Origin of the sequence: Bacillus sp. FSL W7-1354, assembly GCF_038002405.1 — a bacterium.
Classification (GTDB): domain Bacteria; phylum Bacillota; class Bacilli; order Bacillales; family Bacillaceae; genus Bacillus; species Bacillus paralicheniformis.
On sequence record NZ_JBBOCL010000001.1, the window covers coordinates 3440186 to 3455000 of the forward strand.

The window sequence follows — 14815 nt, forward strand, 5'->3', positions numbered from 1 at the left end:
TTGTGCTTACTGTGGGAGGAGGTAAGGAATGAATCGGGTCTTCCGTAATACCATTTTTTATTTACTTATTTTATTAGTTGTGATCGGAGTTGTGAGCTACTTCCAAACCGCAAATCCGAAAACAGAAAATATGACGTATAGTGACTTTGTTTCAAACCTAGATAAAGGGAAGGTTGAAAATGTCTCCATCCAGCCTGTCAGGGGCGTGTACGAGGTTCGGGGACAGCTGACGACCTATGAGAAAGATCAATATTTCCTGACCCATGTTCCTGAAGGAAAAGGGGCAGATCAAATCATTGATCAAGTGAAAAAAACGAAGATACAAGTAGAACCTGCACAGGAAGCAAATGGATGGATGACGTTCTTTACCACCATCATCCCTTTTGTTATTATCTTCATTCTTTTCTTCTTCCTGCTTAATCAGGCTCAAGGCGGCGGAAGCCGTGTTATGAACTTTGGAAAAAGCAAGGCGAAGCTCTATACAGAAGAAAAGAAACGCGTCAAATTCAAAGATGTGGCAGGAGCGGATGAAGAAAAGCAAGAGCTTGTGGAAGTCGTTGATTTCCTCAAGGATCCCCGCAAGTTCGCTGAACTCGGAGCAAGGATTCCGAAAGGCGTGCTTTTGGTCGGACCTCCGGGTACCGGTAAAACATTGCTGGCGAAAGCTTGTGCCGGAGAAGCAGGGGTGCCTTTCTTCAGCATCAGCGGTTCTGACTTCGTTGAAATGTTCGTCGGGGTTGGTGCATCACGTGTTCGCGACTTATTCGAAAACGCTAAGAAAAATGCACCGTGTCTGATTTTCATCGATGAAATTGATGCTGTCGGACGCCAGCGGGGAGCAGGTCTTGGCGGAGGGCACGATGAACGTGAACAGACGCTCAACCAGCTTCTTGTTGAAATGGACGGATTCAGCGCCAATGAAGGAATCATCATTATCGCTGCGACAAACCGCGCCGATATTTTAGACCCTGCATTGCTGCGTCCGGGACGTTTTGACCGTCAAATTACAGTTGACCGCCCAGATGTTAAAGGCCGTGAAGCTGTACTTCAAGTACACGCAAGAAACAAGCCGCTTGATGAATCCGTAAACTTAAAAGCGATCGCGATGCGGACGCCTGGATTCTCAGGTGCAGATCTTGAAAACCTTTTAAATGAAGCGGCTCTCGTAGCAGCGCGTCAAGATAAGAAAAAGATCGATATGCGAGACATCGATGAAGCGACAGACCGCGTCATCGCCGGACCTGCAAAGAAAAGCAGGGTCATTTCGAAAAAAGAACGCAATATCGTGGCTTATCACGAGGCGGGACACACTGTAATCGGACTTGTCTTGGATGAAGCGGATATGGTGCATAAAGTAACGATCGTACCGCGCGGCCAAGCGGGCGGATACGCCGTTATGCTTCCTAAGGAAGACCGTTATTTCCAAACCAAACCCGAACTTCTCGATAAGATCGTCGGCTTGCTTGGAGGCCGTGTAGCTGAAGAGATCATCTTCGGTGAGGTCAGCACGGGTGCCCATAACGACTTCCAGCGCGCTACAGGCATTGCCAGACGAATGGTAACTGAATTCGGTATGTCTGAAAAGCTCGGTCCTCTTCAATTCGGACAATCGCAAGGCGGGCAAGTGTTCTTGGGACGCGATTTCAACAATGACCAAAACTACAGCGACGCGATTGCGTATGAAATCGATAAAGAAATTCAGCGCTTCATTAAGGAATGTTATGAACGTGCAAAAACAATCCTTACTGAAAATCGCGACAAACTTGAGCTGATCGCTCAAACATTGCTGGAAGTTGAAACGCTCGACGCTGAGCAAATCAAACATTTGTCTGAGCACGGAAGACTTCCTGATCGCACATATTCGGATGATCAGGAAAAGACAGACGATGTGAAAGTCAACATCAATAAACGAGATGACGAAGAAAAAAACGAGGATGAGAAAGAGTAACGACTCATTTCCGCCTCTTCAGGAAAACTGCCAAGCTCTGCTTTTGGCAGTTTTCTTTTTTTATGGTTAAAAAACCTCTTTGGAAAATCTTTGTTCACTACGATTTGATTCGTTTACAAACAGAATCGGCATCGTGTATTGTATGATGGTAGAATGTTTTATGCCCAAGTAAGGGAAACTAGTCAAAAGTGGTGATCAGAATGTTGCTTGTTATAGATGTGGGAAATACAAACACCGTCCTTGGCATCTACCACGAAGGAGAGCTCGAATATCATTGGCGGATTGAGACAAGCCGCCATAAAACGGAAGATGAATTCGGCATGCTTCTTCGTTCTTTATTTGATTATGTCGGACTGATGTTTGACCAGATCGAAGGAATTATTATTTCATCAGTTGTACCTCCGATCATGTTCTCCCTCGAAAGAATGTGTATTAAATATTTTCAGATCGAGCCTCAGATTGTCGGTCCGGGAATGAAAACAGGATTAAACATAAAATACGATAATCCGAAAGAAGTCGGAGCAGACCGCATTGTAAATGCAGTGGCGGCTATTCATCTCTATGGGAGCCCCCTGATTGTCGTTGATTTTGGAACCGCTACGACGTACTGTTATATTAACGAGCGCAAGGAGTACATGGGCGGTGCGATCGCGCCGGGCATCACGATTTCAACTGAAGCGCTTTATTCGAGAGCTGCCAAGCTTCCCAGAATTGAAATTGCACGGCCCGATCATATTGTCGGCAAAAGTACGGTCAGCGCGATGCAGTCCGGAATCCTTTACGGCTACGTCGGACAGGTTGAAGGCATTGTCAAACGGATGAAATGGCAGTCCAAGAAAAATCCGAAAGTCATTGCGACGGGAGGTCTTGCTTCCTTGATAGCAGACGAATCGGACTGCATCGATATCGTTGACCCGTTCCTTACATTGAAGGGACTAGAGCTTATTTATGAACGGAATCGTGTTGAAAGTGTATAGGAGGATGAGGTATGGATTATTTAGTGAAAGCCATCGCATATGACGGCAAAGTGAGAGCATATGCAGCGAATACAACAGAAACGATTCATGAAGCCCAAAGAAGGCATAACACATGGCCTACCGCTTCCGCCGCTTTAGGAAGAACGATGACGGCGGCTGTCATGCTCGGTGCCATGCTGAAAGGCGAAGACAAGCTTACCGTCAAGATTGAAGGAGGCGGACCGATCGGCGCGATTGTCGCTGACGGAAATGCAAAAGGAGATGTCAGGGGCTACGTGTCCAATCCGCACGTTCATTTTGACTTAAATGAACACGGCAAACTGGACGTCAGAAGAGCCGTCGGCACGTCCGGCACACTAAGCGTAGTAAAAGATCTCGGTCTCCGCGATTTATTTACAGGCCAGGTTGAGATCGTTTCCGGAGAAATCGGCGAGGATTTTACATATTATCTCGTATCTTCTGAACAGGTTCCTTCTTCGGTGGGTGTAGGGGTGCTCGTCAACCCTGACAATACGATTTTAGCTGCAGGCGGATTTATCCTTCAGCTGCTGCCGGGCACGGACGATGAAACAATCACGAAGCTTGAAACAAACCTTTCTCAAGTGGAGCCCATTTCAAAGCTGATTCAGAAAGGTTTGACACCTGAGGAAGTGCTGGCTGCGGTATTGGGAGAAGAACCGGAAATACTGGAAACCGTTCCTGTCCGGTTTACATGCAATTGTTCAAAAGAGCGTTTCTCAGGAGGCATCATCGGTCTTGGCAAAGATGAAATTCAACAGATGATTGATGAAGATGGCCAAGCTGAGGCTCAATGCCATTTTTGCAATGAAAAGTATCTGTTTACAAAGGAAGAGCTTGAAGCGCTTCGAGATGAAATATAAGCCCGCTATGCAGTAGCGGGTCTTTTACAATGGGGAAAGGGGAGACACCATATTGAAATCAAGAACACTTTGGCCGATTATTTTAGGTGCGATCTTTGTCAACTGTATCGTGATCGCGTATGTTTTGACGAAATCGCAGACTGCTTCTTCACCGTCCGCTCAAGAAGTCATTGCACATATCGGAAAAAACGGCATCACGCGTGAAGAATGGCTGAGCGAAATGGAAGAGCGCTATGGAAAATCAACGCTTGAAGATATGATCAACGACCGCGTTGTTACCCAAATGGCCGAAAAAAATAAGATCAAAGTGTCTGATGAAGACATTGAAAGAGAATTTCTGCTGATTAAAGCTGTATACAATTCCTTCTACGAAGACGAAGCCACAACAGAAAAAGAATGGAAAGAGCAGATCAAGCATAATATTCTTCTAGAAGAGCTCCTGACAAAAGATATTGTCATTTCTGACAGCGAATTGAAGTCATTCTATAACAAAAATAAGGACTTATATAAATTCGATGATTCTTATCGCCTCAAGCATATCGTTGTCAAAGATAAAGACGAAGCAGAACAAGTTCTTAAAGAGCTGAAGGAAGGATCCAGCTTTGAAGCGGCCGCGGCTGAACATTCGACTGACCGGTATACTTCTCCTTACGGCGGCGACCTCGGGTTCGTCAATGATCAGCACGAAAACATTCCGGCCGAATATTTAGAGAAAGCTGAGCAGCTAAAGGAAAATCAATGGGTGGATGAACCGATTAAAACGAGCCAAGGCTATGCAATCATCCAGCTCAAAGAAAAGCTCCCGGGGCAAGCTTTCACTTACAGCGAAGTGAAAAATCAAATCAGAAGGCAGATCGCGATGGATCAATTAGGCGACAAAGCTTCGGTGAAGACACTTAGGAAAGATGCGAAAGTATCTTGGTTTTATGACGATAAAAAATAAAGATTGACAAAATATTTTGATATTGATAAATTAGATATAATCCCAATAAAATTACTCGGAAATTGAGGTGTTCAAATGGTTCGCGTTGCAAACTCTGTTTATGACTTAATCGGAAATACACCTGTCGTTAAATTAAATCGACTAGTTGATGAAGACAGTGCTGAAGTATATGTGAAACTGGAGTATATGAACCCTGGAAGCAGCGTAAAAGACCGGATTGCGCTTGCCATGATAGAAGATGCTGAAGAGAAAGGCCTTCTGAAAGAAGGAGATACACTGATTGAACCGACCAGCGGAAATACGGGAATCGGACTTGCCATGGTCGCTGCAGCGAAGGGCATCAAAGCGATTCTTGTTATGCCTGATACAATGAGTTCTGAGCGCCGCAACCTTCTGCGTGCATATGGAGCTGAGCTTGTGCTGACTCCGGGTGCTGAAGGAATGAAAGGCGCGATTAAAAAAGCGGAAGAACTGGCTGAGGAGCACGGCTATTTTATGCCTCAGCAATTTAACAACCCTGCGAACTCAGAAGTTCACCGCCGCACAACGGGAAAAGAAATCGCCGAACAATTCGGAGACGGTTTAGATGCATTCATTGCAGGTATCGGAACCGGCGGAACGATAACAGGTGCCGGAGAAGTCCTGAAAGAAAAAAATCCGTCCATCAAGATTTTCGCGGTGGAACCGACTGATTCTCCTGTTCTTTCCGGAGGAAAACCAGGTCCGCACAAAATTCAGGGAATCGGAGCGGGATTCGTTCCGAAAATCTTGAATACGGACATTTACGATGAAATCATCACAGTGAAAAACGAAGAAGCCTTTGAATTTGCCCGTAAAGCGGCGAGAGAAGAAGGAATTCTCGGAGGAATTTCTTCGGGTGCTGCGATCTGTGCTGCTCTTCAAGTCGCTAAAAAGCTTGGGAAAGGCAAAAAAGTTCTCGCTGTTCTTCCTAGTAACGGAGAGAGATACTTAAGCACGCCTCTTTATCAATTTGAATAGGCTCCAGTTGAAACGGGAGGCTGCCGACAATGTCGGCGGCCTTTTGTTTTTCACGGGCGAAGCCCTTTTAAAAGCTCGGTGTCCTTGAGTGAACATGCTCAAGGACTTTTTTCTATATTGGAAATGAAATTCTCTTTTCCTAGAAAAAAGATATGCATTACAATAAGGACATTAGACTAACGGCAGAGGAATGATATGATGAGACAACGAAGGCCTGTAGCCAGAGCGTTCCCATTTTCCAATCAACGGTTTTTAGAGCAATTTGAAAGCCTGTCGAAAGGAAAGCAATACCGCGTTCTGCTCGAAAGTGCGAGAGGCGGAGAATACAGCATAGCCGGGCTCGACCCTGTCGCAATAGCAAAAGGGAAAGACGGCATCACGACGATTCAATACAAAGGGGACATCATATTCAAAGAGGGGGATCCGTTTCAGCAGTTTTCTCAGTGGTTTGAAACGCTGAAAACGGAGACGGTTGCAGATTTTCCCGACTTTCAGGGCGGGGCTGTCGGTTTTCTAAGCTATGACTATGCCCGATATATTGAGAAATTCAAAATCCTGTCTATCGATGATCTGCAAACGCCGGATTTATTCTTTCTCGTATTTGATGATATAGCCGTCTATGATCATAAGCAGCAGCAGCTTTGGGTGATTACCCACACCGTTGAAGAATCGCCGGCCGCTTCGGAAGAGAAACTGGACAGGCTTGAGCAAATGTGGAAGACGGAACATCCGAAGACCGCTGGCGGTCATCAAACAAATGATAATAAAAGCCCGTTATTCGCAGCTTCATTTACAGAAGCCGGCTTTTCTCAGGCTGTTGAGAAGGTGAAGCAATACATTGCAAGCGGCGACGTATTTCAGGTGAACCTTTCTGTTCGCCAGTCGGAGCGCCTGTCTGCGCCTCCTTATGAGGTATACAAAATGTTAAGAGAAATCAACCCTTCGCCATACATGTCCTACTTGGAAACCCCGGATTTTCAAATCATCTGCGGGTCGCCCGAACTGCTCATTAAGAAAAAGGGCACCAGGCTTGAGACAAGACCGATTGCCGGGACGAGATCCCGCGGGGCGGATGAAGCGGAGGATGAAGCGCTCGCGAACGAACTGATCATGAATGAAAAAGAGCGCGCCGAACATGTGATGCTCGTTGATTTAGAGCGTAATGACCTCGGCAGGGTCTCCAAGTACGGTTCGGTCAGGGTCGATGAATTCATGGTGATTGAGAAGTATTCCCATGTCATGCATATCGTCTCTAATGTGTGCGGGGAACTAAGGGACGAATGCGATGCCGTGGATGTCATCCATGCCGTGTTTCCCGGCGGTACGATTACAGGAGCGCCGAAAGTTAGAACGATGGAAATTATAGAGGAGCTTGAGCCGACGAGACGGGGGCTTTATACTGGTTCTATAGGATGGTTCGGATATAATCAGGATATGCACTTTAATATCGTTATCCGAACGATATATGTGAAAGCGGGCCAGGCGTTCATGCAGTCCGGAGCTGGAATCGTCATCGATTCCAACCCTAAGCATGAATATAAAGAGTCAATTAAAAAGGCCCTGGCGATGAAAAAGGCGCTGCAGTTGAGTGAAGAAGAGAAAAAAGAGCAGAGGAGAGCTGAGATATGATTCTAATGATCGACAATTACGATTCATTTACGTACAATTTGGTTCAGTATTTAGGCGAGTTTGGCGAGGAGTTAGTCGTCAAGCGGAACGATGAGATCACGCTTCAGGAAATAGAGGATATGTCGCCTGACTTTTTGATGGTATCTCCCGGTCCTTGCAGTCCGGATGAGGCCGGGATCAGCCTTGAAGCGATCCGCCATTTTGCCGGGAAGATACCGATTTTCGGGGTCTGTCTCGGACATCAGTCGATCGCCCAGGTTTTCGGAGGCGATGTCGTCAGGGCGGAACGGTTAATGCATGGGAAAACTTCCGAAATCTTGCACGACGGGTTGACGGTCTTTAAAGACTTGGAACATCCGCTCACGGCCACGAGGTATCATTCGTTGATCGTCAAACCGGATACGCTGCCCGGTTGTTTTGTGACATCGGCTTGGACGGAAGAAGGGGAGATTATGGCCATCAGGCATAAAGAACTGCCTATTGAAGGCGTTCAGTTCCATCCGGAGTCGATTATGACTGCCTCCGGAAAAGAAATGCTGAAGAATTTTATTGAGACTTACCGAAAGAAAGTGAACACATGATCATTTACCTGAACGGTCAATATGTGAAGGAGGAGGAAGCAAGACTTTCTCCTTTTGACCATGGTTTTTTATACGGAATCGGGGTATTTGAAACGTTCCGCCTTTATGAAGGGGAGCCCTTCCTTTTAGACTGGCATATGGACAGACTGAACAACGCTTTGGAACAGCTGAGAATTGAGCTTGAGCTGACAAAAAGCGAAGTGCTTGCCATTCTTGACAGGCTGCTTCAGTTGAATCAGCCCCCAAATCTGGATGCCAAGGTCCGGTTAAATATATCTGCCGGTCCCGGTGACTCAGGTCTTTTTCCTGATTCATACAAAAAACCCGGTGTTATGGTGATGATGAATCCTTTTCATCCTGAATCGGTTCCGGTTGAAAAGGAGGGTGTCATTTTACAGGTCCGACGCAATACGCCAGAAGGTCCGTTCCGCTTGAAATCACATCACTTTTTAAATAATCTGTTCGGAAAAAGAGAGCTCGGACCAGACGCTGCCAAAGAAGGGATTTTTCTTACCGAAGGCGGAGCTGTAGCCGAAGGGATCATTTCCAACATTTTTTGGGAAAAAGACGGTTGTGTGTATACACCTTCTCTTGATACCGGCATATTAGGCGGCGTCACCCGTCGTTATGTCATCGAGCGCCTTGCAGATATGGGAATCGAAGTTATGCAGGGGGTATACCCTTTAAAGGAGCTTCTCTTTGCGGACGAAGCATGGATGACCAATTCCGTTCAGGAAATCGTTCCATTCCGGAGAATCGGCAGCACTCAATTTCCGGGAAAGGATGGAAATTTGTCGAAACGTCTGCAAGAGGCATACACTAACGATAGAAAAGCAGCAAAAGACTATATTTCAATTAAAGGGTGAAGGATATGGCGCTTCAAACAGCGGTGCGTTCAAAGAAGTTGATCGCAAAGCAATACACATTGTCTTATGAAGATAAAACATTGATCATGGGGATTTTAAATGTGACGCCCGATTCTTTTTCAGACGGCGGAAAATATAACAGCATCGACCGCGCCGTTATTCATGCAAAGCAAATGATCGAAGACGGCGCCCATATCCTTGATATCGGAGGAGAATCAACGAGGCCGGGGGCGGAAAAGGTTTCTCTTGATGAGGAGCTGTCAAGGGTCATACCTGTAATTGAAAAACTTGTTCAGGAAATCGACGTGCCGATTTCTGTTGACACTTATAAAGCAAAAGTGGCGGATGAAGCCCTTAAGGCCGGTGCAACGATTATCAATGATGTCTGGGGAGCAAAAGCAGACCATGACATGGCCCGGGTTGCGGCCGCTCATAATGTGCCGATTATCTTGATGCATAACCGCGAGGAACGAAATTATAAGGACTTGATCCCGGACATGCTGTCTGATTTGATGGAATGTGTGAGCATTGCAAAATCAGCAGGCGTTCAAGATCATCACATCGTACTTGATCCGGGTATCGGCTTTGCCAAAACGTATCATGACAATCTGGCGGTCATGAACCAGCTTGAGAAATTCAGCGAACTCGGATACCCGGTTTTATTGGGGACGTCACGCAAAAAATTTATCGGCCGCGTTCTGGATCTGCCGCCTGAGGAGAGGGCGGAAGGCACGGGCGCGACGGTATGCCTCGGTATTCAAAAAGGGTGCGATATCGTCAGGGTGCATGACGTCAAGCAAATTTCCAGGATGGCAAAAATGATGGATGCCATGATTGATAAAGGAGGCGTTTATCATCGATAAAGTGTATGTAGAGGGCATGGAGTTTTACGGATATCACGGTGTTTTCAAAGAAGAAAACAAACTTGGCCAAAGATTCCGCGTTGATCTGACAGCATTTCTAGACTTAAGCGAAGCCGGAAAAACGGATCGTATTGATGCCACCATTAATTATGCTGATTTGTATAAGCTGTGCAAAGAGGTTGTGGAGGGAGAGCCGGTCAACCTTGTGGAGACCCTCGCAGAAACGATTGCCGCAAAAGTGCTGAAGCATTTTGAAGCGGTTCAGGAATGCACGGTCAAAGTCGTCAAGCCTGACCCGCCTATACCGGGACACTATAAATCGGTGGCCATCGAGATGACGAGGAAACGACAATGAACAATTCGGCATATATAGCGCTCGGCTCGAATATCGGCCAGCGGGAAGAATATTTAAAAAAAGCTGTCTCTCTCCTCCATCAACATCCGTCTGTACAGGTGACAGACATCTCGTCGATTTATGAAACAGATCCTGTCGGGTATACAGACCAAGATCTATTTTTAAACATGGCTGCAGCTGTTAAAACATCTCTTTCACCGTTTGAATTGCTTGATTTGACTCAGCGTATTGAAAAAGAACTCGGCCGCAAACGCGACATCAGATGGGGGCCGAGAACTGTAGACCTTGACATTTTGTTGTATAATCGTGAAAATATTGAGACAGAGCAACTTATCGTTCCTCATCCTAGAATGCATGAACGTTTGTTTGTGCTCATCCCGCTGCTGGAGATTTATCCCGAGCTTGAGGGAGCTGTCAATCATGCGAAAAATCAAGAAGGTGTAAGAGTATGGAAGCAGAAATCTGGGGTAGACGAATTCGTGCATATCGAAAGCTGAAGGGTTATACTCAAGAAGGGTTTGCAAAAGCATTGGGTATATCCGTTTCTGTGCTTGGTGAAGTAGAACGCGGGAATCGTATGCCGTCGGAGAGCATGCTCAGGGATGTAGCCAATACTTTAAATATAACAGTGGAGGAATTATCTCCATCAGAAGAATAAGAAAGGAGGACTAAAAATGTTTAAAATCGGTGATATAGAATTAAAAAACAGGGTTGTGCTTGCGCCGATGGCCGGTGTCTGCAACTCCGCCTTCCGCTTGACGGTTAAGGAATTCGGAGCGGGTTTGGTCTGCGCCGAAATGGTCAGCGATAAAGCGATCCTTTACAATAATGCAAAAACGATGGGAATGCTTTATATCGATGAACGTGAAAAACCGCTCAGCCTGCAGATCTTCGGCGGCGAAAAAGAAACGCTTGTCGAAGCGGCGAGGTTTGTTGACCAAAACACAACTGCGGATATTATTGATATAAACATGGGATGTCCGGTGCCAAAGATTACAAAATGTGATGCAGGAGCCAAATGGCTGCTTGATCCGAATAAAATTTATGAAATGGTTTCTGCAGTAGTGGAGGCTGTTGACAAGCCGGTGACCGTAAAAATGAGAATGGGCTGGGATGAAGACCATATCTTTGCCGTTGAGAATGCGAAAGCTGTAGAGCGCGCAGGCGGAAAAGCGGTCGCTCTTCACGGGCGGACCCGCGTGCAAATGTACGAAGGAACGGCAAATTGGGATATTATCAAAGAAGTGAAGCAGTCCGTTTCAATACCGGTAATCGGAAACGGTGATGTCAAAACTCCGCAAGATGCAAAACGCATGCTTGATGAAACAGGGGTTGACGGTGTCATGATCGGCCGTGCAGCGCTGGGTAATCCGTGGATGATTTACCGTACGGTTCACTATTTAGAAACAGGCGAATTGAAAGATGAGCCGAAAGTGCGTGAGAAAATGTCTGTCTGCAAACTTCACCTTGACCGATTAATCGGACTGAAAGGCGAAAATGTTGCGGTTCGCGAAATGAGAAAGCACGCAGCCTGGTATTTAAAAGGCATAAGAGGAAACGCAAAGGTCCGGAATGAAATTAATCATTGCGAAACGAGGGATGAGCTCGTTCAGCTTTTAGACGCGTTTACGATTGAAGCCGAGGCAAAAGAGCTTCAGGATGCAAAAGTAGGATAAATCCGACCTCTGCTCACTGCCAGTTTTCACTGGCAGTTTTTCTGCTTTTTTCCTGAAAGACTAAAAGTAACGGAGTGATATATGATGAGTCATGAAGAGCATAACCATGAAGAATTAAACGACCAGCTGCAAGTCAGACGCGATAAAATGAATCAATTGAGAGAAAACGGGAAAGATCCTTTCGGGCAGCGTTTTGACCGCACCCATCAATCAACTGATCTCATTGAATCATATAATGAATTCTCAAAAGAAGAATTAGAGGAAAAAGCAATTGAAGTGACGATTGCCGGCCGGATGATGACAAAGCGTGGAAAAGGAAAAGCGGGATTCGCGCACATTCAGGATTTAAAGGGCCAGATTCAGATCTATGTCAGGAAAGACAGTGTCGGTGAAGAGCAGTACGAATGGTTTAAAAGCTCTGACCTCGGGGACATTGTCGGCGTTACAGGCGTCATGTTTAAAACGAATGTTGGCGAATTGTCTGTCAAAGCTACATCCTTTGATTTATTAACAAAAGCACTTCGTCCGCTTCCGGACAAATATCACGGATTAAAAGACATCGAACAGCGCTACCGTCAGCGTTATTTGGACTTGATCGTAAACCCGGAAAGCAAAAATACGTTTATTACGCGCAGCAAAATCATTCAATCGATGAGAAGATACTTAGATGACCACGGATACTTAGAAGTTGAGACGCCTACGATGCACGCGATTCCGGGCGGAGCGTCTGCCCGTCCGTTCATTACGCATCATAATGCGCTTGATATGCCGCTTTACATGAGGATCGCTATCGAGCTCCATTTGAAAAGGCTGATTGTCGGCGGATTGGAAAAAGTCTATGAAATCGGACGTGTATTCAGAAATGAAGGAGTTTCCACACGGCACAATCCTGAATTTACGATGATCGAACTTTACGAAGCTTATGCTGACTATAAAGATATTATGAGCTTGACGGAAAACCTTATCGCTCATATTGCACAAGAAGTGCTTGGCACTACAACCGTTCAATACGGAGATTATGAAGTTGACCTCAAGCCTGAATGGAAGAGACTTCATATGGTCGATGCTGTTAAAGAAGCCACCGGTGTAGACTTCTGGAAAGAAGTATCGGTAGAAGAAGCAAGAGCATTCGCGAAAGAACACGGAATTGAAATTTCTGAAAGCATGTCAGTAGGACATATCATTAATGAGTTCTTCGAGCAAAAAGTTGAAGAAACGTTGATTCAGCCTACTTTTATATACGGACACCCTGTGGAGATTTCTCCGCTTGCTAAGAAAAACCCTGAAGACCCTCGATTTACAGACCGTTTTGAGCTGTTTATCGTCGGCCGTGAACACGCGAATGCATTTACTGAATTAAATGATCCTATCGACCAAAAAGAACGCTTTGAAGCTCAATTAAAAGAACGTGAAGAAGGAAACGATGAAGCGCATATGATGGATGAAGACTTTGTCGAAGCACTGGAGTACGGAATGCCTCCTACCGGCGGACTTGGAATCGGCATTGACAGACTGATTATGCTTTTGACGAATTCTCCTTCAATCAGGGACGTTTTACTATTCCCGCAAATGAGACATCGTTAAATGACGTTTGGGCAGCAGCCGTGTAACAAGCGGCTGCTGCGCATTTAAAACAAATTAAATTTTTTCTCAAAAAAGTATTGCACAATCATAAATACGGTGGTATATTATTATTCGTTGCCGCAAAACGGCGGCGAAAGAAAAAAAGAACTTAAAAAAGTTCTTGACTTAATATCCGAGATTGGATATAATATAAAAGTCGCTTTAATAATGATCTTTGAAAACTAAACAAGACAAACGTACCTGTTAATTCATTAAATAAATCGCACATGCGAATGTGCGTAGTCATTATCAAACTTCATGGAGAGTTTGATCCTGGCTCAGGACGAACGCTGGCGGCGTGCCTAATACATGCAAGTCGAGCGGACAGATGGGAGCTTGCTCCCTGATGTTAGCGGCGGACGGGTGAGTAACACGTGGGTAACCTGCCTGTAAGACTGGGATAACTCCGGGAAACCGGGGCTAATACCGGATGCTTGATTGAACCGCATGGCTCAATTATAAAAGGTGGCTTTTAGCTACCACTTACAGATGGACCCGCGGCGCATTAGCTAGTTGGTGAGGTAACGGCTCACCAAGGCGACGATGCGTAGCCGACCTGAGAGGGTGATCGGCCACACTGGGACTGAGACACGGCCCAGACTCCTACGGGAGGCAGCAGTAGGGAATCTTCCGCAATGGACGAAAGTCTGACGGAGCAACGCCGCGTGAGTGATGAAGGTTTTCGGATCGTAAAACTCTGTTGTTAGGGAAGAACAAGTACCGTTCGAATAGGGCGGTACCTTGACGGTACCTAACCAGAAAGCCACGGCTAACTACGTGCCAGCAGCCGCGGTAATACGTAGGTGGCAAGCGTTGTCCGGAATTATTGGGCGTAAAGCGCGCGCAGGCGGTTTCTTAAGTCTGATGTGAAAGCCCCCGGCTCAACCGGGGAGGGTCATTGGAAACTGGGGAACTTGAGTGCAGAAGAGGAGAGTGGAATTCCACGTGTAGCGGTGAAATGCGTAGAGATGTGGAGGAACACCAGTGGCGAAGGCGACTCTCTGGTCTGTAACTGACGCTGAGGCGCGAAAGCGTGGGGAGCGAACAGGATTAGATACCCTGGTAGTCCACGCCGTAAACGATGAGTGCTAAGTGTTAGAGGGTTTCCGCCCTTTAGTGCTGCAGCAAACGCATTAAGCACTCCGCCTGGGGAGTACGGTCGCAAGACTGAAACTCAAAGGAATTGACGGGGGCCCGCACAAGCGGTGGAGCATGTGGTTTAATTCGAAGCAACGCGAAGAACCTTACCAGGTCTTGACATCCTCTGACAACCCTAGAGATAGGGCTTCCCCTTCGGGGGCAGAGTGACAGGTGGTGCATGGTTGTCGTCAGCTCGTGTCGTGAGATGTTGGGTTAAGTCCCGCAACGAGCGCAACCCTTGATCTTAGTTGCCAGCATTCAGTTGGGCACTCTAAGGTGACTGCCGGTGACAAACCGGAGGAAGGTGGGGATGACGTCAAATCATCATGCCCCT

Annotated in this window: 14 protein-coding genes and 1 rRNA gene (1 of these 15 only partly in view); all 15 read left to right on the forward strand. The window is 46.3% G+C overall.

Going from position 1 to position 14815, the window contains the following annotated elements:
- Nucleotides 1–28 precede the first annotated feature (28 nt).
- Complete coding sequence (gene ftsH / locus MKZ04_RS17435) at nt 29–1948, forward strand: ATP-dependent zinc metalloprotease FtsH (RefSeq protein WP_020449823.1); 1920 nt, start codon at nt 29–31, stop codon at nt 1946–1948.
- A gap of 200 nt (nt 1949–2148) precedes the next feature.
- Nucleotides 2149–2925, forward strand: coding sequence for a type III pantothenate kinase (locus MKZ04_RS17440; protein ID WP_003178242.1), 777 nt, complete (start codon nt 2149–2151; stop codon nt 2923–2925).
- A gap of 11 nt (nt 2926–2936) precedes the next feature.
- A complete protein-coding gene (hslO, locus tag MKZ04_RS17445) occupies nt 2937–3806 on the forward strand; it encodes an Hsp33 family molecular chaperone HslO (protein ID WP_020449824.1) in 870 nt (289 codons plus the stop codon).
- 52 nt (nt 3807–3858) lie between these two features.
- Nucleotides 3859–4749, forward strand: a complete 891-nt coding sequence (locus tag MKZ04_RS17450; protein WP_341046494.1) for a peptidyl-prolyl cis-trans isomerase — start codon at nt 3859–3861, stop codon at nt 4747–4749.
- A gap of 75 nt (nt 4750–4824) precedes the next feature.
- On the forward strand, nt 4825–5748 hold the full coding sequence (gene cysK / locus MKZ04_RS17455) for a cysteine synthase A (protein WP_023855972.1): 924 nt from the start codon (nt 4825–4827) through the stop codon (nt 5746–5748).
- Nucleotides 5749–5946: 198 nt separating this feature from the next.
- Nucleotides 5947–7377, forward strand: a complete 1431-nt coding sequence (locus tag MKZ04_RS17460; protein ID WP_026578990.1) for an anthranilate synthase component I family protein — start codon at nt 5947–5949, stop codon at nt 7375–7377.
- Entirely contained in the window at nt 7374–7958 is a 585-nt protein-coding gene (gene pabA / locus MKZ04_RS17465; RefSeq protein ID WP_341046496.1) for an aminodeoxychorismate/anthranilate synthase component II, read from the forward strand. The genes MKZ04_RS17460 and pabA overlap by 4 nt, the downstream gene beginning before the upstream one ends.
- Nucleotides 7955–8824 carry an aminodeoxychorismate lyase gene (gene pabC, locus MKZ04_RS17470; RefSeq protein WP_020449829.1) on the forward strand — a complete coding sequence of 290 codons (870 nt, stop codon included), beginning with the start codon at nt 7955–7957 and terminating at the stop codon, nt 8822–8824. Before pabA ends, pabC begins: the two co-directional genes overlap by 4 nt.
- A gap of 5 nt (nt 8825–8829) precedes the next feature.
- Nucleotides 8830–9687, forward strand: a complete 858-nt coding sequence (folP, locus tag MKZ04_RS17475) for a dihydropteroate synthase (protein ID WP_026578987.1) — start codon at nt 8830–8832, stop codon at nt 9685–9687.
- Nucleotides 9680–10042, forward strand: a complete 363-nt coding sequence (folB, locus tag MKZ04_RS17480; protein WP_023855968.1) for a dihydroneopterin aldolase — start codon at nt 9680–9682, stop codon at nt 10040–10042. The genes folP and folB overlap by 8 nt, the downstream gene beginning before the upstream one ends.
- Entirely contained in the window at nt 10039–10539 is a 501-nt protein-coding gene (gene folK / locus MKZ04_RS17485) for a 2-amino-4-hydroxy-6-hydroxymethyldihydropteridine diphosphokinase (RefSeq protein WP_025809559.1), read from the forward strand. Before folB ends, folK begins: the two co-directional genes overlap by 4 nt.
- The gene (locus tag MKZ04_RS17490) at nt 10491–10700 is read left to right on the forward strand and encodes a helix-turn-helix domain-containing protein (protein ID WP_031304995.1); all 210 of its coding nucleotides are present in this window, start codon (nt 10491–10493) and stop codon (nt 10698–10700) included. The genes folK and MKZ04_RS17490 overlap by 49 nt, the downstream gene beginning before the upstream one ends.
- A gap of 16 nt (nt 10701–10716) precedes the next feature.
- Complete coding sequence (dusB, locus tag MKZ04_RS17495; RefSeq protein ID WP_020449833.1) at nt 10717–11718, forward strand: tRNA dihydrouridine synthase DusB; 1002 nt, start codon at nt 10717–10719, stop codon at nt 11716–11718.
- A gap of 84 nt (nt 11719–11802) precedes the next feature.
- Entirely contained in the window at nt 11803–13302 is a 1500-nt protein-coding gene (lysS, locus tag MKZ04_RS17500) for a lysine--tRNA ligase (RefSeq protein ID WP_026578986.1), read from the forward strand.
- A gap of 294 nt (nt 13303–13596) precedes the next feature.
- Nucleotides 13597–14815, forward strand: a 16S ribosomal RNA gene (locus MKZ04_RS17505) (it continues 331 nt past the right edge of the window).

Excerpts from the sequence above, each read along its gene's own strand:
- ftsH (WP_020449823.1), top strand. The coding sequence starts at position 29 with ATGAATCGGGTCTTCCGTAATACCATTTTTTATTTACTTATTTTATTA.
- MKZ04_RS17440 (WP_003178242.1), top strand. The coding sequence starts at position 2,149 with ATGTTGCTTGTTATAGATGTGGGAAATACAAACACCGTCCTTGGCATC.
- hslO (WP_020449824.1), top strand. The coding sequence starts at position 2,937 with ATGGATTATTTAGTGAAAGCCATCGCATATGACGGCAAAGTGAGAGCA.
- cysK (WP_023855972.1), top strand. The coding sequence starts at position 4,825 with ATGGTTCGCGTTGCAAACTCTGTTTATGACTTAATCGGAAATACACCT.
- MKZ04_RS17460 (WP_026578990.1), top strand. The coding sequence starts at position 5,947 with ATGAGACAACGAAGGCCTGTAGCCAGAGCGTTCCCATTTTCCAATCAA.
- pabA (WP_341046496.1), top strand. The coding sequence starts at position 7,374 with ATGATTCTAATGATCGACAATTACGATTCATTTACGTACAATTTGGTT.
- pabC (WP_020449829.1), top strand. The coding sequence starts at position 7,955 with ATGATCATTTACCTGAACGGTCAATATGTGAAGGAGGAGGAAGCAAGA.
- folP (WP_026578987.1), top strand. The coding sequence starts at position 8,830 with ATGGCGCTTCAAACAGCGGTGCGTTCAAAGAAGTTGATCGCAAAGCAA.
- folK (WP_025809559.1), top strand. The coding sequence starts at position 10,039 with ATGAACAATTCGGCATATATAGCGCTCGGCTCGAATATCGGCCAGCGG.
- MKZ04_RS17490 (WP_031304995.1), top strand. The coding sequence starts at position 10,491 with ATGGAAGCAGAAATCTGGGGTAGACGAATTCGTGCATATCGAAAGCTG.
- dusB (WP_020449833.1), top strand. The coding sequence starts at position 10,717 with ATGTTTAAAATCGGTGATATAGAATTAAAAAACAGGGTTGTGCTTGCG.
- lysS (WP_026578986.1), top strand. The coding sequence starts at position 11,803 with ATGAGTCATGAAGAGCATAACCATGAAGAATTAAACGACCAGCTGCAA.